The sequence below is a fragment of the Mesorhizobium sp. B2-4-15 genome, assembly GCF_006658505.1.
Lineage (GTDB): Bacteria > Pseudomonadota > Alphaproteobacteria > Rhizobiales > Rhizobiaceae > Mesorhizobium.
Genome location: NZ_VFUZ01000017.1, coordinates 110787 through 130893 on the forward strand (window position 1 = coordinate 110787; position 20107 = coordinate 130893).

The 20107-nt window shown below is 64.2% G+C and carries 13 protein-coding genes; 7 read left to right on the top strand and 6 right to left on the bottom strand.

Features of this window, described 5'->3' with window-relative positions:
- Positions 1 to 13 precede the first annotated feature (13 nt).
- From FJ930_RS20400 to FJ930_RS20425, 6 genes are all read right to left on the bottom strand, one after another.
- A complete protein-coding gene (locus FJ930_RS20400; RefSeq protein ID WP_141839859.1) occupies positions 14 to 3424 on the bottom strand; it encodes an acyl-[ACP]--phospholipid O-acyltransferase in 3411 nt (1136 codons plus the stop codon).
- A 420-nt stretch (positions 3425 to 3844) separates the two neighbouring features.
- Positions 3845 to 5425 (bottom strand): indolepyruvate oxidoreductase subunit beta family protein, encoded by a 1581-nt coding sequence (locus FJ930_RS20405; protein WP_141839860.1) that lies wholly within the window; start codon positions 5423 to 5425, stop codon positions 3845 to 3847.
- Positions 5418 to 7571: an indolepyruvate ferredoxin oxidoreductase subunit alpha gene (locus FJ930_RS20410; RefSeq protein WP_141839861.1), complete on the bottom strand. Its 2154-nt coding sequence runs from the start codon at positions 7569 to 7571 to the stop codon at positions 5418 to 5420. Before FJ930_RS20410 ends, FJ930_RS20405 begins: the two co-directional genes overlap by 8 nt.
- Positions 7572 to 7677: 106 nt before the next feature.
- Positions 7678 to 8160: a MarR family transcriptional regulator gene (locus FJ930_RS20415; RefSeq protein ID WP_141839862.1), complete on the bottom strand. Its 483-nt coding sequence runs from the start codon at positions 8158 to 8160 to the stop codon at positions 7678 to 7680.
- A complete protein-coding gene (locus FJ930_RS20420; protein WP_141839863.1) occupies positions 8160 to 9731 on the bottom strand; it encodes an NAD(P)/FAD-dependent oxidoreductase in 1572 nt (523 codons plus the stop codon). The genes FJ930_RS20415 and FJ930_RS20420 overlap by 1 nt, the downstream gene beginning before the upstream one ends.
- A gap of 152 nt (positions 9732 to 9883) precedes the next feature.
- Positions 9884 to 10675, bottom strand: a complete 792-nt coding sequence (locus FJ930_RS20425) for a cyclase family protein (RefSeq protein WP_140744549.1) — start codon at positions 10673 to 10675, stop codon at positions 9884 to 9886.
- Between the two features lie 119 nt (positions 10676 to 10794).
- Here FJ930_RS20425 and FJ930_RS20430 point away from each other — a divergent pair, with 119 nt between their 5' ends.
- The 7 genes from FJ930_RS20430 (at position 10795) to FJ930_RS20460 (ending at position 20059) form a co-directional block, all read left to right on the top strand.
- Positions 10795 to 12369 (top strand): NAD(P)/FAD-dependent oxidoreductase, encoded by a 1575-nt coding sequence (locus FJ930_RS20430; protein ID WP_141839864.1) that lies wholly within the window; start codon positions 10795 to 10797, stop codon positions 12367 to 12369.
- A gap of 110 nt (positions 12370 to 12479) precedes the next feature.
- Positions 12480 to 14009 carry an ABC transporter substrate-binding protein gene (locus tag FJ930_RS20435; RefSeq protein WP_141839865.1) on the top strand — a complete coding sequence of 510 codons (1530 nt, stop codon included), beginning with the start codon at positions 12480 to 12482 and terminating at the stop codon, positions 14007 to 14009.
- An 89-nt stretch (positions 14010 to 14098) separates the two neighbouring features.
- A complete protein-coding gene (locus FJ930_RS20440; RefSeq protein WP_141839866.1) occupies positions 14099 to 15106 on the top strand; it encodes an ABC transporter permease in 1008 nt (335 codons plus the stop codon).
- Positions 15099 to 15947, top strand: coding sequence for an ABC transporter permease (locus tag FJ930_RS20445; RefSeq protein WP_141839867.1), 849 nt, complete (start codon positions 15099 to 15101; stop codon positions 15945 to 15947). Before FJ930_RS20440 ends, FJ930_RS20445 begins: the two co-directional genes overlap by 8 nt.
- Complete coding sequence (locus FJ930_RS20450; protein WP_141839868.1) at positions 15944 to 16822, top strand: ABC transporter ATP-binding protein; 879 nt, start codon at positions 15944 to 15946, stop codon at positions 16820 to 16822. The genes FJ930_RS20445 and FJ930_RS20450 overlap by 4 nt, the downstream gene beginning before the upstream one ends.
- Positions 16815 to 17648, top strand: coding sequence for an ATP-binding cassette domain-containing protein (locus tag FJ930_RS20455; protein ID WP_141839869.1), 834 nt, complete (start codon positions 16815 to 16817; stop codon positions 17646 to 17648). The genes FJ930_RS20450 and FJ930_RS20455 overlap by 8 nt, the downstream gene beginning before the upstream one ends.
- A gap of 116 nt (positions 17649 to 17764) precedes the next feature.
- A complete protein-coding gene (locus FJ930_RS20460; protein WP_141839870.1) occupies positions 17765 to 20059 on the top strand; it encodes a bifunctional salicylyl-CoA 5-hydroxylase/oxidoreductase in 2295 nt (764 codons plus the stop codon).
- Positions 20060 to 20107 lie beyond the last annotated feature (48 nt).

Below are 20107 nucleotides of genomic sequence, written 5' to 3' on the forward strand. Positions count from 1 at the left end.
CCGTCACCCGTGATCAGGCGGCCTCGACCTTGGCGGAAGGCTCATCCTCGCCACGCACCAGTCTGGTCACGCCGGCGAAGTCGAGCTTGCCGGAGCCGAGCACCGGCACTTTCTGGACGACGCGCACTTCGGCGGGCACCATCAAGTCCATGGCGCCGTTCGTCTTGGCGAAGTTCAGGAACTCGGCGCGCGTGGCGCCGGGAGCCTCGGTGATGAGAATGAGCTTCTCACCCTTGCGCGCATCCGGCACGGAAGCGACTGCCGAGAGCAAGCCCTTCCACAGTTCGCCGGCCAGCGCCTCGACCGCTGCGAGCGAGATCATCTCGCCGCCGATCTTGGCGAAACGCTTGGCGCGGCCGCGAATGGTGATAAATCCCGCCTCGTCGATGGAGACGACGTCACCGGTGTCATGCCAGCCGTCCGGGAGAGGTTCGAGCACGCCCGGCTTCTCGGCGCGCAGATAGCCCGCCATGACGTTTGGCCCACGTATATAGAGCCGCCCGCCATTGTCGTCACGAGGCACCGGATCGAGACGATACTCCATTCCGGGCATGATTTTGCCGACAGTGCCGGAGCGGTTGTACATCGGTGTGTTGATGGAGATCACCGGCGCGGTCTCGGTGACGCCATAGCCTTCGAGGATACGCACGCCGAACTTTTCCATATAGGTCATGCGCGTCGCGGCCTTGACGGGCTCCGCGCCGGCAAAGCAATAGCGTATCGAACGGAAATCGTACGGGTGCGCGGTGCGGGCATAGCCGCTGAGAAACGTATCGGTGCCGAAGATGATCGTCGCGTTCGATGCGTAGATCAGTTCCGGCACGATGCGGTAGTGCAGCGGCGACGGGTAGAAATAGACCGGTACGCCCGAGATCAGCGGCAGCACGGTGCCGGCCGTCATGCCGAAGGAATGGAAGATCGGCAGCACGTTGAACACCTTGTCGCCCGAGTGGAAGTCGATGCGGGAGGCGGCCTGCGCGGCATTGGCCAGGATGTTGCGGTGGGTGAGCACCACGCCCTTTGGCGTGCCTTCCGACCCGGAGGTGAACAGGATCACCGCAGGGTCGGCGGCCTTGCGGGCAACCCTGGGCGTGCTCTTGCGCAACAGGCCGAGCAGTTTGTCCTTGAGGCCGATGGTGGCGCGCAGATCATCCAGCCAGACAATGTCGACCGACCGGCCCATCTCCTCGACCACGGCGCCAAGCTTGGCCTGTTCCACGAAGGCCCGCGAGGTAAGCACGGTGCGCACCTCGGCCGCCTTGCAGGCCGACAGGATGTTGGCCGCACCGGCGGTGAAGTTGATCATCGCCGCCACCTTGCCCGCCGACATCACGCCAAGCAGTGTGGCGCAAGAGCCGTTGGCGTTGGGCAGCATGATGCCGAGCGCCCGCTGGCCGGCATAGAGGTTCTTGAACTTCTCACCGAGGACGGCGGCCGCGGTGAGTAGCTTGCCGTAGCTCAGCGAACCGGTGACGGGATCCTGAACGGCGAGCCGTTTCATGCCGCGTTCGTTCGCGGTCTCGATGATCTTTTCCAGCACGGTCTTGTCGATATTCTGGGTGCGGAAGACGAGATCCGACATGACCTGATAGAGTGCTGCACCCGCCGCTGCGCGGCGCTGGCGGCCTTTCAGTTCCTGCGGCACTTCAAGCTTGACCGGCTTCAGTATGGTCACTTTGACCTTCGGGAACAGGCGGCGGCGCACATGCTGAGAGGTCAGGCGCGAGAACGGGCTTTTCTCCAGCCCGTCGATGCGGATCGGCACCACCGTCGAGCCGGTCTTATCGGCCACCATGGCGGCGCCGTCATAGACCTTCATCAGGCCGCCGGTGACGGTGATGCGGCCTTCGGGGAAAATGACCAGCGGATCACCGTTCTGCACGATCTTGATCAGCGTGCGCGTCGACATTGGCTTGGCCGGATTGAGCGGCAGCGCGCGGGTCAGTTTCAGGAAAGGCTTCATCCACCAGGCCTGCGCGATGGTGTAGTCGATGGCGAAGACCGGTTCTTCATCCGTCAGCGTCAACGCCAGCGGGCCATCGAGGAAGCTGACATGGTTGAGCGCCAGGATGGGTGCCTTGCCGGCAGCCTTGAGGTTTTCGATCCCCTCGACTTCCAGGCGGTGGAAGGCGCGGAAGAGGATGGAGACGAAGTCGCGGAACGGATTCGTCGGCAGGTATCTCAGCATCAGCCAGGCAGCGACCACATTGGCCGCGACGAGGCCGAACAGGATGCTTCCGACGGAAACGCCCGCTGCCTGGATCGCGGCAACGAGTATGCCACCCACGGTCATGAAGCCGGCATTGACGATGCTGACCGCGGCGACGACACGGGCACGGCGCGCCTCGGGCGACCATGCCTGCACGGCGGCGAAGGTCGGCACCACGAGAAAGGCGGCCGAGATGGCCATGCCGGCGAGGTCGATCGCGACACGGATGGTGTTCGGCCCGGCGAAGAACATGGCAAGGGTCTCGGCGCTCGGCGACGGCTGCATGCTCCAGATTGTCCAGGCGAGGTGCAGGCCGAACAGCGCAAGCAGCGCCGTGCCGACCGGGGCCGGCAAGAGCACGACACGTCCCTGCGACATCCATGCGGCAATGGCCGAACCGATAGCGATCGAGACGGCGAACACAGCGAGGTAGGCGGTGACGGCGATCTCTCCGCCGCCGAGCGAATCCTTGACCAGCGTCGGCAGGATCGAAAGGATAATGGCTCCGATCAGCCAGAACCAGGAGGTCATCAGGCCGGCGCGCCAGATGCGTGTTTCGGTGCGCAATTCGCTGACCTGACGCCAGGTCGAACGAAGGATGTTCCTGTCGATGACAAGGCTGGGAGCAGCCGAACCCGTCGAAGGAATGTAGCGGCTGACGAACCAGCAGCCGACTGACAGGATCATCATGATCGGCCCGAAGACCCAGACGCCGATGCCATCGGCCGAGACGACGCCGCCGGCGATGGTGCCGCCCAGGATGGCGGCGAAGGTCGCCGACTCGATCCAGGCATTGGCGCGCGGCAATTCCTTGCGCTCGAGATGATCCGGCAGGATGCCGTACTTGATCGGTCCGAACAGCGCCGAGATGATGCCGAACATGAGCAACGCCGTCATCAGCACCGGGATCGACGACAGCGCGATCCCGATGACTGCGACTGCAGCGGCGGCGATCTCCGCGAATTTCAGCCGGCGGGCGATCAGGGCCTTGTCGAACCGGTCAGCGATCTCGCCGCCCAGGGCTGACAGGAGCAGGAAAGGAGCCATGAACACGGCTCCAGCAAGCGTGACCAGCGAGGCCGCCTGGTCGGCGGCCAAGGTGAAGAGGATCAGAAAAACCAGTGTGTTCTTGAGGAAATTGTCATTGAGCGCGGACAGGAACTGCGTCCAGAACAGAGGCGCAAAGCGCCGCGACAACATGAGATGAGTGTTCATGGCGGTTTCCATTTGGCGGAACCCTACGGCTGTGCGCCGACAGGCCCTGCGGGTTGCAGGCGCTGTTTCAATCCCAGCGATATCGGTAAGCTGGTTAAACTTCCTTACCGCGGTTCATGCCCACGCTTGGCTCCGGCAGCCGGTGTTTGAACCCACGGAAGAGACGGGTTGTGCGGTACACATGCCAAGCTGTTTCGGCATTTTTCGACCCTCCTGAACGCTGTTCACGATAGGACCCTATCACATCATGAACAACGTTCAAGAGAAAAATGAACGACGTTCATTGCCAATGAAGGAAGAAGGTCGGACTACGGAACCCTGTCTCGAAAGGAATGTGCATCGCCAACGATTAGCCTCGCACGCGCTATGCACGCCAGAGGAGCAGCCCGGTGACATCGGTGCGGCGCCTATTGGCACGCCTCAATCGACGGGATTTTGATCCAAGGTCGCCACCGTCTTCAGCGCACCGTCGAGCATGTCGCCCTTCTCGTCTTTCAATGCCGCCTCGCGCAGGCGGCGGATCCAGTCGGCGGCATCTTCACGGTCCTTGAGCATGTCAAGCGCCGACAGCACGCGGTCGAATTTCGACTGGGCGCGGACATGGGTGTCGCTGTAGCCCTTGATCAGCCGGCGGCAGTTGAGGATTTCGAGGGCAAGGGCGTAATCAGAGGGCACGTAACCAAGCGCGAGCGTGTACCATTGGTCAAGATGCGCGGTCTCGACCTTGTGGCGCAGCAGGCCGCGGCGCCAGCGACGCAGGCCGCCGATGAACCAGAGAGCGGCAAAACCGGCAAAACTGTCGGTGCGGATGCGCCGGCCATGATTGATGCGGCGGTCGAGAAAGGCGGCAAGTTTCGGCCGGTTCTCGATGTAGCTGCCCAATGTTGCCGGCAAAGTACCGCAGAACTCCTCGATACGCGGATGGAAATATTCGGTCACCTGCAGGATCGAGCCATCCTTGACGCCGACCTCCTTGCGCACACGCCTGTCCCGCGTCGAGCGCGTTTTCAGATCCGCGACACGGATCATGTCATCATAGCACATTGCATTGGCCAGATGCTTGGCGGCGGCGATGGACAGCGCATGGGCATGGCCGGCGTCATCCAGCGCGACGGCCTTGTCGAGCCGGTCGAGATAGTCGCGCCCATAGGCGATGTCCTGATAATCGACGACCTTTCGCAGACCGCGCAACGCCATGTCGCGCACCGCCATGGGCATCATGTCGATGCGGGCAGCGAGCGCCTGCCAGCCCTGCAGCAGGTTTTGCGGGCCACTCACGCGCCCCGCTCCGAGAGTGGATTCAACGATCGCCGACTCGGCCACCTTTGGCGCCGGCACGGCCGTGCCGCGCGCACGATCATAAGCGGCGGCGAAGGCCGCAAGGCTGGCCTTGACGCCGCGACCACCAGCACCGACCGCCTGTTCGTAGCTTTCGCGCGTGAACGGCAGCGCGTCGGATCCGGCCAGCGCGCCAAGCAGGCTGGCGGAGATCATCGAACCGTTGTCGGCGGCGATCTTTTCCATATCGAAAACGATGAAGCGCTTGGACGCGGCCTCGGCGGTCGCGTGCACCTTGGACGACGAGGCCCGGCCGTCACCCGGTTCGATCTTTTCCGACACGGCGGCGATGCGGTGCGACGAAGCGATTAGTGTCGTGCGCTCGGGCGTGACGAAGCCCCTGATGATGGCGCGGCCGGCTTCCATCAGTTCGGCGGCGATCAGAATGTCGACATCGCCCTGCGAAGGCGACAGCGCGAACACCGGCAGCCGGCCAGTGTCGCGCGCCATTTCGATATAATAGATCGTGGCGCCGGTGCGCTGGGCAACGCCGGCGACCGAAGTCGATTGCGCGACATAACCATTGCGTTCGGCAACGTCGGTGATCCAGTCGGCAAGCACGCCGCCGCCCTGGCCGCCAACCGCCAGCACCGCGAGTTTGATGACGCGCTCGCTGTCCTGAGCACCGGCCTTGGCGCGAAATGGCGGGACAGCGTCAAGCATCGGCAAAGGTCAGGCGCCGGCTTTCGCGACGGCGCTGCAAGAGGCTGATCACCGCGCGGCGCGCGCTTTCCAGGAAACGGTCCCAGCGGCTCGGATTGTGCACGACATCGGCGCGGTAGAAGGACGGGCACAGCACCGCCGCATCGGCGACCTCGCCGCAATTGCCGCAGCCGACGCAGTTCTGATCGATGCTCGCGACGGGATCGTCGCGCAGCGGATCGTCGAGCGACTTCACCGACAGCGACGGGCAGCCGGACAGCCGCATGCAGGCATGGTCGCCGGTGCAGATGTCCTCGTCGACGCCGAACTTCGGCTTCACCACGCGCTCGCCGCCCTTGATCGCCTTGTCGACCAGCGGCTTTTCGCGGCGCTGGCGGTTGAGCATACATTCGGACGAAGCGACGATGACCTTCGGTCCCTTCTCGTCGGTGGTCAGCGCCTCACGCAGCGTGTCCTGCATCTTGCCGACATCATAGGTGTGGTCGACATGGCGCAGCCATTTGACGCCCATGCCCTTCACCGCCTCAGTGATGGGATGCTTGGTCGATTTGGTCTTGTTGCCGGCGCGCGATGAGAGAATGTCCTGCCCACCGGTCGCGGCCGAATAGAAATTGTCGACGATGACAATGACGCCATCGTTCTTGTTGAAGACCGCATTACCGATCGAGGAGGTCAATCCGTTGTGCCAGAAGCCGCCATCGCCGACGAAAGAGATGGAGCGGCGCCTGGCATCGGGCGAATTGAAGGCCGAGGCCGAGGCCGGCCCCAACCCATAGCCCATGGTTGTGGCGCCGAGTTCGAAGGGCGGCATGATCGAAAACAGATGGCAGCCGATGTCGGACGCGATGTGGTGTTTGCCGAGTTCCTGTTCGACCAGCTTGGTGGCGGCAAAGATCGGTCGCTCCGGGCAGCCGATGCAGAAGCCCGGCGGGCGGCCGGGCACGACGTTGATCAGATCAGCGGTGTCGACGCCCTCGCCGACCTTGTTGGGCGCACGTACTTCGCCCGGCAGCAGATGCGGCGCCTCTGCGCGCAGGAAGGCACCGATGCCGTCGAGCATGACCTGGCCGGTATACTCGCCGGCCATCGGCAGATATTCCTTGCCGACCAGCCTTGTGCCGCGCCCGGCCTTGTGCAGCATCGCGGCAAAGGCCTGTTCGATGTAGTTGGGCTGGCCTTCCTCGACGACCAGCACGGCCTGCTTGCCCTCGCAGAAGGACAGGAACTCATCGTCGATCAGCGGATAGACGGCGTTGAGCACATAGAGCGGCACGTCCGTCTCGCCATAGGTGTCGGCAAGGCCGAGCCGCTGCAGGGCGCGGATGACGGAATTGTACATGCCGCCCTGCATGACGATGCCGACCGAGCCATGGTCCGAGCCGAAGAACTCGTTGATCCTGTTCTTGGCGATGAAATCCACCGCCGCCGGCCAGCGCTTTGCCACCTTCTCCTTCTCGTGCAGAAAGGAGGCGGGCGGCAGAACGATGCGGCCGGTGTCGCGGCGCGGTGCCGAAAGCGCATCGGCCACGCTCATCGGCGGGCGCTTGTTGTCCTTGGCGATGAAATGGCCATGGACATGGCAGCAGCGGATGCGCACCTGCAGCATGACGGGCGTGTTGGAGATCTCCGAGAGTTCGAAGCCATCCTCGACCGCCTTGACGATCGACGACAGGTTCGGGCGTGGGTCGAGCAGCCACACCTGGCTCTTCATGGCAAAGGCATGGCTGCGCTCCTGCATGATCGAGGAGCCCTCGCCGTAATCCTCGCCGACGATGATCAGCGCGCCGCCGGTGACGCCGCCGGAAGCGAGATTGGCCAGTGCATCGGAGGCGACATTGGTGCCGACAGTCGACTTGAAAGTCGCGGCACCGCGGATCGGATAGTGCACCGAGGCGGCCAGCATGGCGGTGGCGGTGGCTTCCGAAGCGCTGGCCTCGAAATGCACGCCGAGCTCGCCCAGAATGTCCTGCGCGTCGGCCAACACATCCATCAGATGGCTGATCGGCGCGCCCTGATAGCCGCCGACATAGCCGACGCCGCATTGCAGCAGCGCCTTGGTGATGGCGAGAATGCCCTCGCCAGCGAATTCCTCGCCGGCGCCGAGCCTGAGTTTTTCGACTTCCTTGGCAAAAGACCGTTCGGCCATCTCTGCCTCCTTCCGTTGCCGCCGACAGCCGGCGGCGGCTAATCTAGAGTCCCTGTCTTATGCATGTCGTTTCCCCAAAACCGGGTCCACTTTTGGGCGACATGCATCAGATGTCGTGCTTGCGAATATTCTTCAGGATCTTCTGCAGCGTCGCGATCAATGCGGCGTATTCGGCATCATCGACATCGTCGAACATCGCCTCGAACGCGTCATGCATGGCCGGCCAGGCGCGGGTGAACTCGGCCCGGCCCTCGTCGGTCAGGAACACGTGGCGGATACGGCTGTCGGTGACCCCTTGCTCGCGCCGCACGAACCCCTGGCCCTCCAGCGTGTCGAGCGTGCGGCTCAAGGTCGATTGCTCGATGACAGTGTAGACCGAGAGGTCGTTGACGGTGACACCATCCGTAACCGAGAGCACGGCCAGCGTGCGCACCTGCGAAATGGTCAGGCCCTGCCTGCGGAAATCGTCGCGCAACGTGGCGTTGTAGCGACCCATGATGCGGTTCATCAGATAGGGCGCGAATTGCTGCAGTCCGATCTGGCCGAGGGTCGAGATGCGCTGGCGCCTTTCGGGAAGCTTCTGTTCCATCACAGCCTCCCCGCCAGGAGAAAGCCGGAGCCACCGCCGAGACCCGCGCCCGGATGGGTCGAGGCGCCGATATGGTAGAGGTTTTTGATACCGGTCTGATGATTGCGGCTGGTCTTGAACGGCCGCCACAGGAATGACTGGTCGATGGTGGAGGAACCGCCATAGGGGTCACCGCCGACCAGGTTGATGTTCATGGCTTCGAGATCGGCCGGCGAATAGGCACGGCGCGCGATGACGCTGTCCTTGAAGCCATCAACATGGCTGGCGAGAACCGCCTCGGCGCGGTCGGCGTAGGCCTCGCGCAACTCGGCGGTCCACTGCCCGTCGGCCGGCGTCTGCAGCTTGCCGGCGGCATCGCCCTTGATGTGGCGCGGCGCCTCGGGCAGCTGCAGCCATAGGATCGCCTTGCCCTCCGGGCAGCGCGACGGATCGAGCGCGTGCGGCTGACCGACACAGATGGTCGGTACTTCAGGCAGCATGCCGCGCGCCGCTTCGTTGCAGGCTTTCGAGACACCGTCCAGGCCCGGCGTCAGGTGCAGCAGCGCCACCTTGTCCAGCCCTTCACCGCGCCACGCCGGCGGCTTGTCGAGGGCGTAATGAATCTGGAAATTGCCTTTGCCGTAGCTATATTTCCGTGCCGCGTCGGCATCGGCTTTGGGAGCATCCGTGCCCAGCAGGCGGTTATAGAGCTGCGTCGGCGTGACCGAGCAGATGACGCTCTTCCTGGCATGGACCGTCTCGCCCGAGGCCAGCCGCACGCCGGTGGCGCGGCCGCCGGCCAGGATGATGGAAGCAACGTCGGATTCTGTGGAAATGACGCCGCCGCGCTCGATGATGAGCGCCTCGAAAGCCGACAGCAGGTTCTTCGCCCCGCCCTTGACGATCGGCGCGCCTGCCGCCTCCAGCGCGAAGGCAATCACCTTGGCGATCTGGCCGGAAAAGGCATCTTCCGGGCCGAGCCCGGCATGCAGCACCCAGGGCGCCCAGAGCGCACGGATGGTTTCGGACCGGTAGGTGCTTTCCAGCCAGCCGCGTGCCGGCACCAGGGCCTCACCAAGGAAGTCGGCAAGGCCGCGCGGACCGCGCCGCCAGGCGTCGCCCGCCAGCAGCTTCGCGGTCGAATAAGACCACAAGCTGCCGCCGAGCAGGCCAAACAACAGGCCGGCATTGCGCTCGATGCCGCCGACATCCTCGGCATGCCGGTCGCCGTCACCTGCCGCGATTGCGTTGAGTGCCGCGACATTGGCGGCGCGGTCGGTGCTGAGCACCGCATGGCTGCCATCAGGCCGCAGCACGCCGGTCGGCGTTGCCGTGTGGCAGAACTCCAGGCCGTGCCGCGCAAGGTCGGCGCCAAGTGCCGAGAAGGCCGGCGAGGTGATGAACAGCACGAAGGTCGTCGCCATCACGTCATGGATGAAGCCGGGCGCGGTGATCTCCTCGGTGCGCATGCAGCCGCCGATGCGATCGTTGCGTTCCAGCACGAGCACCTTGGCGCCCTTGCCGCCAAGCATCGCCGCGCACACCAGCCCATTGATGCCGCTGCCGACGATGATGTGATCGGGCGCTTTCATTGGACACTCGCGGACGGCGGGAGGTCAGATCTGGCCGCGCAACGTGGCATTCCTTCGCGCTGTAGAGCGCTAGCCTCGCCAGGCTGGCGCCCTCTTGCTGCCATGACATTATCACCCGCGCGCATGATCTTCTCCCGAAGACCCACCTCGCTCTATTTTCCCGATACCAGCGCCAGCGCGCGGATCGGGCTGCCTGTGCCGTGCTCGATCTTGAGCGGTGCGGCGATCAGGATCGCGCCCTTCGGCGGCAGCTGGTCGAGGTTGCAGAGGCTGGCGAGCCCATAACGATTGGCCTTGTGCATCAGCGTGTGCGCCGGGAATGGCGGCTCCATGCCGCCAGCCTTGCCGGCATCGGTGCCGATGGTCTCCGAGCCCCAGCCCTTGATGTCCTTGCTGATCAGATACTGGATGGCTTCAGCCGTCGGGCCGGGCGTGTGCGGTCCGGTCTCGTTGGCGTTGAGGAAAGCGGCTTCCGAGCCGTTGCGCTTGTACCAGTCGGTGCGCATCACCACCCATTCGCCGGGGTTGATGGCACCATGCTTGGCTTCCCAGGCCTTGATGTGGTCGACCGTGAGCAGGAAATCGTGATCGGCGGCGGCTTCCCCGGAGCAATCGATGACATTGACCGGGCCGACGAAATTCTGCGCCGGAATGGTGTCGGTGGCGCCGTCCGGATAATCCTTGCCGGTGATCCAATGCTGCGGCGCATCGAAATGCGTGCCGGAATGCTCGCCGAGCTTCAGCCAGTTCCAGGCCCACCACGGACCGTTCTTGTCGTAGCGGGAGATCGAATGGATCTCGACCTTCGGTGTGTCGACGGCAAGTTCCGGCGGCAGCTTGATCAGCGGCGTGTCGGGTCCCAGCGGCGCCGAGAGGTCGACCACCTTGATGGCACCTGAAAGCAGCTGGCCGGCGACCTCGCCGAGGAGTTTTTGCGTGTCCATGATCTCTGTTCCCTCTTTCTTGATGATGCTGGAGGCTCGTCTCGGCCCTTAATATCCTACTAGACGAAAACATATGCATCTGCAATTATCTTTAAGCATAAAGGAAATGGGAACGGGGCGTGAGCGAGTTCGACGCCATCTTTGTCGGGGCGGGCCACAACAGTCTGGCATGCGCCGCGCATCTGGCGCTGAAAGGCTGGAAAACCGGGATTTTCGAGCGCAGCGCGACAATCGGCGGTGCCGTCCAGACGCGCGAATTCACCCTTCCCGGCTTCCGTCACGATTTCGGGGCGATGAATCTGAGCCTGTTTGCCGGCTCTGCCTTCCACCGGAAATATGCAAATGAATTGAAAGCGCAGGGGCTGGAGTTCGCGCCGGTCGCCGACTGCTTCGCCAGCGCCTTCCCGGACGGACGCTGGTTCGGCGTCAGCAACAGTCTGGAGAAAACAGCCGCGCGCATGGCTGCGTTCTCCGCCGCCGATGCAGCGACATGGCGCAGGCTGGTCGCGGCGTTTCCGGCGGAAGCCGAGCATCTGTTCCGGCTGCTCGGCTCGCCGATGAGTGCCCGCGCGCTTGCCGGTACGGCCTGGAACCTGTGGCGCAGGAAAGGCATGTCCGGCGCGCTCGATACGGGTCGCCTGCTGCTGTCATCGCCGCGCGCCTGGCTCGAGGAAAACTTCGAGTCGCCGCATGTGCGTGCAACACTCGCCACCTGGGGGATGCATCTCGACTTCGCGCCCGACATCGCAGGCGGCGCCGTGTTCCCCTATCTGGAATCGATGGCCAACCAGAGCTTCGGCATGGTGCTGGGCAGGGGCGGCGCCGACACCATCGTCCGCGCCTTGTCGGGCATGGTGACGTCAGCCGGCGGCAAGATCGTCACCGGGGCCGAGGTGGCCGAGATCAGGGTTTCCGGCGGCAGGGCGACCGGCGTGCGGCTGGCTTCCGGTGAGAGCCATATAGCGACCAGGGCGGTCATCGCGGGCGTTGCGCCCAGGGCACTGACGGGCAAGTTGCTGTCCGCCGGTTCGGGCGACGCCGGCTTCGATACGGCGATGAAAAAGTTCCGCCATGCGCCGGGCACGATGATGATCCATCTGGCGCTCGACGACCTGCCGGACTGGCGCGCCGGGGCGGAGCTTCGGCAGTTTGCCTATGTCCATCTGTCGCCCTCGCTCGACGCCATGTCGCGCACCTATCAGCAGGCGATCGCGGGCATGCTGCCGGACGAACCGGTGCTGGTCGTCGGCCAGCCGACGGCGATCGACCAGTCGCGCGCGCCCGCGGGCAAGCATGTGCTGTGGGTGCAGGTGCGCATGCTGCCCGCCGAAATCCTGGGCGATGCTTCGGCCAAGATCGCGGCCGCGCATTGGGATCAGGTCAAGGAGGCCTACGCGGACCGCGTGCTCGACATGATCGAGACCTATGCGCCCGGACTTCGCCAGAAGATCCTTGGCCGGGCGGTGTTCTCGCCCATCGACCTCGAGCGCGAGAACCCGAACCTGGTCGGCGGCGACCAGGTCTGCGGCAGCCATCATCCGGCGCAGAATTTCCTGTTCCGCCCGGCGCGCGGCTTCGCCGGCTGGAACACGCCGGTCGCCAATCTGCATCTCACGGGCGCGGCGACATGGCCAGGCGCCGGCACGGGTGCGGCCTCGGGCTTCATGCTCGCGCAACAGCTTGGCGGGAGGTAGGCCCGACGATTTCACGGAGGCTGCGAGAGGCAAGGCGCTGCTGCCCACGAAGCCTGAACCAATGAACGGACAGTGCCGTGCAAAGACAATAACCAACAAGGGGAACGACAATGACAATCAACAGACGCGAATTGCTGGGATACGGTGCCGCGGCACTCGGTGTGGCCGCTGTCGGCCTGCCAAACATCGCCAAGGCCGCCGCCGGCGAATTGACCATCGCCTATAATGTCAACCTGCCCTCCTGGGACCCGACCACCGGCCCATCGGCCGTCAACCCCACCATCCAGGGCCTCTACCAGTCGGTGTTCGATCAGTTCATCCCGCAGAAGCCGGACCTGTCCTTCGCGCCGGGCCTGCTGACCGAATGGGGCTGGAACGACGACCGCACCAAGGTGACGATGACGGTGCGCGAAGGCGTGAAATGGCATGACGGTTCGCCGTTCACGCCCGAGGACGTCGTCTGGTCGCTGCAGCGCGCCGGCGACGAGAAGACCGGCAACCCGATCCAGTTCGTCTGGAAGAACGTCAACAACTTCAAGATCGACGGCAACAAGATCACCGGCGACGTCGTGCAGTTCGACCCGGTCTATTTCAAGTGGATGTCGTTCCTGACCGGCTACATCATGCCGAAGGCCTATTACGAAAAGGTCGGCGCCGAAGGCTTCGAGAAGGCCCCGATCGGCACCGGCCCCTATATGGTCGAGAAATTCGAGCGCAACGCTTTCCTGCGACTGAAGGCCAACCCGAATTACTGGGGCGGCAAGCCGGCCTTCGAGAATGTGACGATCAAGTTCGTCACCGACGCGGCGAGCCGCGTGGCAGAGATCGAATCCGGCTCCTCGCAGGTGACGCTCGAAATCCCCTATGAGGAGTATGACCGCCTGATCGCCAAGGATGGGCTTGCCGGGTCGTGCAAGAACGTTTCCGACATCGGCATGATCTTCTTCAACAACAAGGACGCCATGCTGGACAAGAACGTCCGCCAGGCGGCTGTGATGTCGGTGGACAAGGAGCTCCTGGTCAAGCGGTTGCTGCGCGGCTACGGCCAGCCGATCGATACGCTGGAGACGCCCGAATACACGGCCTTCGACCCGTCGATCAAGGTCGAGCACAATCCCGAAAAGGCCAAGCAATTGCTCGCTGCTTCCGGCTACTCGCCGAAGAAGCCGGCAAAGATCACCATCCAGACCACCAAGGGCTTCAAGCCCAAGGACTACGAGATGGTGCAGGCGATCGTCGGCATGTGGCGCAAGGTCGGCATCGAGGCGACGATCGAGGTGTATGAGATCGCCAAGCACTATGAGCTGCGCGCCGCGCACAAGCTGGCTCCGGCCGCCTTCTACAACTGGGGCAACGCCATCGGCGATCCGACCACCTCGACCGGCTTCGCCATGTTCGGCCCGTCGCCGCACTCGTCCTGGAAGACCGACGACCTCGATGCCAAGATCGGCCCGCTCTGGGGTGAGAAGGACGAAGCCAAGCGGATCGCCGGCTGGAAGGCGGTCGACAAATACATCGCCGAGCAGGCCTATGTGCTGCCGCTGATCCAGTACGCGCAGCCAATCGTGCATGCCAAGGGCGTCAAGGTGGTCCAGCATATTTCCGGCGCGCTGCTTCCGGCCCTGATGACCCCGGCCTGACATCAACCCTGAATTACCGCGCGCCGTCACCAATGACGGCGCGCATTTTCCATCGGGAATACGAGCCACGGGCTCCTGCAAAGATTTACATGCTCCTGCAAAGATTCCTGATCCGTCTTGCGACGATGCTGATCACGCTGTTCGGCGTGGCCGTCGTCGTCTTTGTCGTGATCCGCGTCGCGCCCGGCGATCCGATCGCCATGATGCTGCCGCCCGGCGCGACGGATGCCGACATCGCCCGGCTGCGCGCGCTCTACGGGCTCGACAAGTCCATCGTTGAGCAATTCTTCATCTGGCTGTCCGGTGTTGTCAGGGGCGATTTCGGCACCTCGATCTCGCTCAGGCAAGATGTGCTCGGCCTGGTCTTCAACCGGCTGCCGGCGACGCTGGAGCTCGCCATCGTCGCGCTTGTCATGGCGGTTGCGATCGGCGGCGTGACGGCGATCCTCGGCGCGCGCGAACGCGGCACGGCGGTCGAGGCCGGCATCGACATCGCCAGCGGGGCGGCGTTGTCCATTCCCGATTTCCTGTGGGGGCTGGTGCTGATCCTGCTGTTCGGCGTGCTGGTGCCGATCTTCGACATTTCCGGCCGCGTGTCCCCACAGCTCGACCTGCCCTTCGTCACCCAGTTCTATTTCTTCGAAAGCCTGCTGCGGCTGCGTTTCGACCTGACCTGGGATCTCTTGAAACACATGCTGATGCCGGCGGTGGCGCTGGCACTGCCGCTGGCGGCGATCATCTCGCAGCTGTTGAAACAGTCGCTGAAGGAAGTGCTCGACCTCGATTATGTCGTGCTCGCGCGGGTCAAGGGATTTTCGGAAACGCAGGTCATCCTGCGCGAGGCGCTGAAGAACGCCGCTTTGCCGACGCTGACCCTGGTCGGCGTGCAATTCACTTTCCTCATCGGCGGCACCGTCATAGTTGAGCGGCTGTTCTCCTATGAGGGACTCGGCAACATGGCGATTGATGCCGTCATCAACCGCGACCTGCCGCTGATCCAGGGCATCGTGCTGGTCTTCGCGCTGCTCTTCGTGCTGATCAACCTTGCCGTCGACATGATGTACGCGCTGCTCAATCCGAGGCTGCGCCATGGATAAGGCACGCATGTGGCGACGGGGCGTAAGCCCTCGGCTGTGGCTCGCCGGCGGTTGGCTGCTGCTGGCGTTGCTGGCCGCGATCTTCGCGCCGCTGGTCGCGCCGCAGGATCCGCTGGCGCAGGACCTGATGCTGGAGCGGCTGCCGCCCTTCTGGCTCGACGGCGCCGAGCCCGGCTATTGGCTGGGCACCGACAGCCTCGGCCGCGACCTGCTCTCCCGGCTGATCTTCGGCGGCCGCATCGCCTTCATCGTCGCCTTCGCCGCCGCGATCGCCGCCTGCCTGGTCGGCTCGACGCTTGGGCTGATCGCGGGCTATTTCGGTGGCTGGGCCGACCGCATCATCTCGCGCATCGTCGATATCTGGATGGCGTTCCCGCCGGTGCTGTTCGCCATCCTTCTGGTGGCGGTGCTCGGCACCGGCCTCAGCTCCGTCATTCTCGCCATCGCCATCATCGACTGGACGCGCTTCTGCCGGGTGATCCGAGCCGAGGCCATGGGCCAGTCGCGCATGGACTATGTCGAGAACGCCCGCATCGCCGGCTATGGCCGCATCGGCATCATGCTGCGCGAAGTGCTGCCCAACGTCGTGCCGTCGATCGTCGCGCTGCTATCGCTGGAAATGGGCATTGCCGTGATCGTCGAAGCGATCCTGTCCTTCGTCAATCTGTCGATCTCGGCCGACGACCCGACCTGGGGCGGCATCATCGCCGAGGGGCGGCTGTCGATCCATCAGGCCTGGTGGGTGCTGGTGTTCCCGCTGATCACGCTGATCCTCACCGTGCTGTCGTTCAGCCAGTTCGGCGAAGCGCTGAAGGCGCGCTTCGATCCGGTGCTGCGATGAGCGCCTGCCTCGACATCGTCAATCTCAGCGCGGTGCTGCCGAACGGCCAGCGCGTGCTGCGCTCGGTGTCGCTCGCGGTGCAGCCCGGTGAGGTGCGCGCATTGGTCGGCGAGAGCGGCGCCGGCAAGACCATGATCGGCAAGGCCGTGCTTGGCGTCTTGCCGTCGAGCGTGCGCATTGTCGAAGGCGATATGAGGCTTGAGGGCGAAGACCTGGGCAAACTCCGGCCCAAGGCACGGCGCACGCTGATCGGCGCGCGCACGGCGCTGATCCCGCAGGACCCGCTGACCGCGCTCAATCCATCGCGTCGCATCGGCCCGCAGATGACCGACCGGCTGGTGCGCATCCTCGGCTGGAGCGCCGAGAGGGCCGACACCCGCATCCGGCAATTGCTTGACGAGGTGCAGATCCGCGACCCCGAGCGCGTGCTGAAAAGCTATCCGCACGAGCTTTCCGGCGGCATGCGCCAGCGCGTTTTGATCGCCGCCGCCTTCGCCGCCGAGCCACGGCTGATCGTCGCCGATGAGCCGACCACCGCGCTCGACGTCACCGTGCAAAAGCAGATCTTGCGGCTGATCGCGCAGTTGCAGCGCGAGCACGGCACGGCGATCCTGTTCGTCACCCACGATCTCGGCGTTGTCGCCAAGATCAGCCAGAAGGTGTCGGTGCTTTATGCCGGTAAAGTGGTCGAGGAAGCCGAGACGGCTGCGCTCTTCGCGGCACCGCGGCACCCCTATACACGTGCGCTGATGGGGGCGACGCCGCGCTACACAGACCCGTTCGCTTCGCTGAAACCGGTGGACGAGGCGGTGCTGGCTGGGCTTGCCGCCGAGATCGCGGCGGTGGACCAGGCGTGGAGGCAGCCGCATGGCTGAACCGCTGTTTTCCGTGCGCGGGCTGAAGGTGGCTTTGCCCGACATGACCCGCAAGCCGCTGATCGGCCGCGCGCCGATGGCCGAGATCCTGAAAGGCCTGGATTTCGACCTGCCCAGGGGCTCGGTCACCGGCATCGTCGGCGAATCCGGTTCCGGCAAGTCGACGCTCGGCCGGGCGCTGGTCAGGCTGCTGGAACCCAGCGCCGGCAGCATCAGCTTCGACGGCCGCGATATCACGCATCTGCCGGAAGCGGAGTTGCGCCCGCTGCGCCGTGACCTGCAGATGATCTTCCAGGATCCGATGTCGTCGCTCAACCCACGCCGCACCATTGCCAGCATCATCGCCGCGCCGCTCAAGCAGAATGGGCTTGGCGATAATCTGAAGAGCCGCGTCGCCGAGGCGCTGCAGCGGGTCGGCCTGCCGCAGAATTTCGCCGGCCGCTACCGCCACGAATTGTCGGGTGGCCAGCGCCAGCGCGTCGGCATTGCGCGCGCGCTGGCGATGTCGCCGAAATTCGTCCTGGCCGACGAGATCGTCTCCGGTCTCGACGTGTCGACGCAGGCGCAGATCCTCACTTTGCTCGAGAAGTTGGCAGTGGAGATGGGTCTGACGGTCGCCTTCATCAGCCACGACCTGTCCGTCATCCGGCGGCTGTGCCGGCAGGTGATCGTCATGCGCGAAGGCAGGATCGTCGAAGCCAGCGCCACCGACGCCTTGTTCGCCAATCCCCAGCAGGCCTACACGCGCGACCTCATAGCAGCCATTCCGCTGCCGGAAATCGATCCGGATTGGCTGAACGTCCCGTCGGTCACGGCTCCGACATGAAAGGCGTCGAGGCGCACAAAGGTCCGGTCGTTTCGATATGAAATTTTAAGCTTGAAATATCTGGCTTCAGGCGCGATATTCAGGCTAGCAAAAGAAGCGAAGAGGAGATCGCACGGATGAAGGTTGCGGTTCTCGGCGGCGGACCAGCCGGCCTCTACTTTGCCATTTCGATGAAGCTCAGGGACGCCGGGCACGATGTGACGGTGTTCGAGCGCAACCGGCCGGACGATACGTTCGGCTGGGGCGTGGTGCTGTCGGCCGAAACGCTCGACAACCTGGCCAAGAACGATCCGGTCAGCGCCGTGTGGATCAAGAAGCATTTCGCCTATTGGGACGACATTGCCGTCATCCATGACGGCGTGCGCACGGTCTCGTCAGGCCACGGTTTTTGCGGCATCGGCCGCAAGCGACTCCTCATCCTGCTGCAACGCCGCGCGCGGGAACTCGGCGTCAAGCTGATGTTCGAGACCGATATCGGCGATCCCCGTCCCTATATGGAGACGCATGATCTGGTCGTCGCCGCCGACGGGCTGAACTCCAAGGCACGCAACACTTTCGTCGATGTCTTCAAGCCGGACATCGACACCCGCAAATGCAAGTTCGTCTGGCTGGGCACCAGCCAGAAATTCGACGACGCCTTCACCTTCATCTTCGAAAAGACCGAGCATGGCTGGGTGTGGGCGCACGCCTACCAGTTCGACAGCGACACCGCGACCTTTATCGTCGAGTGCAGCGAACAGACTTGGGCAGCCTTCGGCTTCGGCGCGATGACGCAGCAGGAATCGATCGCGGTCTGCGAGCGCATCTTCGAAAAGCATCTCGGCGGCCATGCATTGATGACCAACGCCAACCACATCAGGGGTTCGGCCTGGATCAATTTCCCACGCGTGCTGTGCGAGCGCTGGTCGTACAAGAACCTGGCGCTGATGGGCGACGCGGCCGCCTCGGCGCATTTCTCGATTGGCTCCGGCACCAAGCTGGCGCTGGAAAGCGCGGTGGCACTGGCCGAGTATGTCGAAACCGAGCCGGACCTCGATGCCGCGTTCCGTAAATATGAGGATGCCCGCCGCACCGAGGTGCTGAAGCTGCAATCGGCGGCGCGCAATTCGCTCGAATGGTTCGAGGAGGTGGAGCGCTATCTCGGCCTCGATCCGGTGCAGTTCAACTATTCGCTGCTGACTCGTTCTCAGCGCATCAGCCACGAGAATTTGCGGCTGCGCGATGCCGAATGGCTGGGCGGCGCGGAAGAGTGGTTCCAGCGCCAGGCGGGGGCCGGCGGCAACAGGCTGCGCCGGGCGCCGATGTTCGCGCCGTTCAAGCTGCGCGACATGCGGCTTAACAACCGCGTCGTTGTCTCGCCGATGGCACAGTACAGGGCCGTCGGCGGCTGCCCGACAGACTGGCACTTCACTCACTATGCCGAGCGTGCCAAGGGCGGCGCTGGCCTCGTCTATATCGAGATGACCTGCGTCAGCCCGGAAGGGCGCATAACCCCCGGCTGTCCCGGCTTCTACGCGCCCGAGCACGAAGTGGCGTGGAAGCGACTGGTCGATTTCGTCCATACCGAGACGGAGGCGAAGATCTGCGCGCAGATCGGCCATTCCGGCGCCAAGGGTTCGACCCGTGTCGGCTGGGAAGGCACCGACGTGCCGCTGACCTCCGGCAACTGGCCTGTCATGGCCGCCTCGGCGGTGGCGTGGTCACCTGAGAATCAGGTGCCGAAGGCGATGGACCGCGCCGACATGGATAGGGTGCGCGACGAGTTCGTGGCCTCCGCCGAGATGGCGCATCGTTGCGGTTTCGACATGCTGGAGATCCATGCCGCGCATGGCTATCTCCTGTCATCCTTCATCACCCCGGTCACCAACCGGCGCACGGATGAATATGGCGGTTCGCTGGAGAATCGCATGCGCTATCCCCTCGAAATCTTCCATGCGGTGCGCGCCGCCTGGCCGGCGGAAAAGCCGATCTCAATGCGCATTTCGGCCAATGACTGGGTCGGCATCGAAGGCGTGACACCCGCCGACGCAGTCGAGATAGCACGGCTGCTGCATGAGGCCGGCGTCGACATCTGCGACGTTTCGGCCGGCCAGACCTCTTTGTTGGCGAAGCCGGTGTACGGCCGCATGTTCCAGACGCCGTTTTCCGACCGCATCCGCAACGAGGTCGGCATGGCGACGATGGCGGTCGGCAACATCTATGAACCGGACCATGTCAACTCGATCCTGATGGCCGGACGCGCCGACCTGGTAGCGCTGGCCCGGCCGCATCTTGCCGATCCCTATTGGACGTTGCATGCGGCGGTGACGCTCGGCGACCGTGGGGTGAAATGGCCGGATCCCTATCTGCCCGGGCGCGACCAGCTCTACCGTCTGGCCGAGCGTGACGCGGCCGCGGGGCTCAAGGTATGAGTGCTTCACGCTTCCCAAGTTGGCGCCGTACCCCCACCCCTAACCCCT

Excerpts from the sequence above, each read along its gene's own strand:
- FJ930_RS20400 (WP_141839859.1), bottom strand. The coding sequence starts at position 3,424 with ATGAACACTCATCTCATGTTGTCGCGGCGCTTTGCGCCTCTGTTCTGG.
- FJ930_RS20405 (WP_141839860.1), bottom strand. The coding sequence starts at position 5,425 with ATGCTTGACGCTGTCCCGCCATTTCGCGCCAAGGCCGGTGCTCAGGAC.
- FJ930_RS20410 (WP_141839861.1), bottom strand. The coding sequence starts at position 7,571 with ATGGCCGAACGGTCTTTTGCCAAGGAAGTCGAAAAACTCAGGCTCGGC.
- FJ930_RS20415 (WP_141839862.1), bottom strand. The coding sequence starts at position 8,160 with ATGGAACAGAAGCTTCCCGAAAGGCGCCAGCGCATCTCGACCCTCGGC.
- FJ930_RS20420 (WP_141839863.1), bottom strand. The coding sequence starts at position 9,731 with ATGAAAGCGCCCGATCACATCATCGTCGGCAGCGGCATCAATGGGCTG.
- FJ930_RS20425 (WP_140744549.1), bottom strand. The coding sequence starts at position 10,675 with ATGGACACGCAAAAACTCCTCGGCGAGGTCGCCGGCCAGCTGCTTTCA.
- FJ930_RS20435 (WP_141839865.1), top strand. The coding sequence starts at position 12,480 with ATGACAATCAACAGACGCGAATTGCTGGGATACGGTGCCGCGGCACTC.
- FJ930_RS20440 (WP_141839866.1), top strand. The coding sequence starts at position 14,099 with ATGCTCCTGCAAAGATTCCTGATCCGTCTTGCGACGATGCTGATCACG.
- FJ930_RS20445 (WP_141839867.1), top strand. The coding sequence starts at position 15,099 with ATGGATAAGGCACGCATGTGGCGACGGGGCGTAAGCCCTCGGCTGTGG.
- FJ930_RS20450 (WP_141839868.1), top strand. The coding sequence starts at position 15,944 with ATGAGCGCCTGCCTCGACATCGTCAATCTCAGCGCGGTGCTGCCGAAC.
- FJ930_RS20455 (WP_141839869.1), top strand. The coding sequence starts at position 16,815 with ATGGCTGAACCGCTGTTTTCCGTGCGCGGGCTGAAGGTGGCTTTGCCC.
- FJ930_RS20460 (WP_141839870.1), top strand. The coding sequence starts at position 17,765 with ATGAAGGTTGCGGTTCTCGGCGGCGGACCAGCCGGCCTCTACTTTGCC.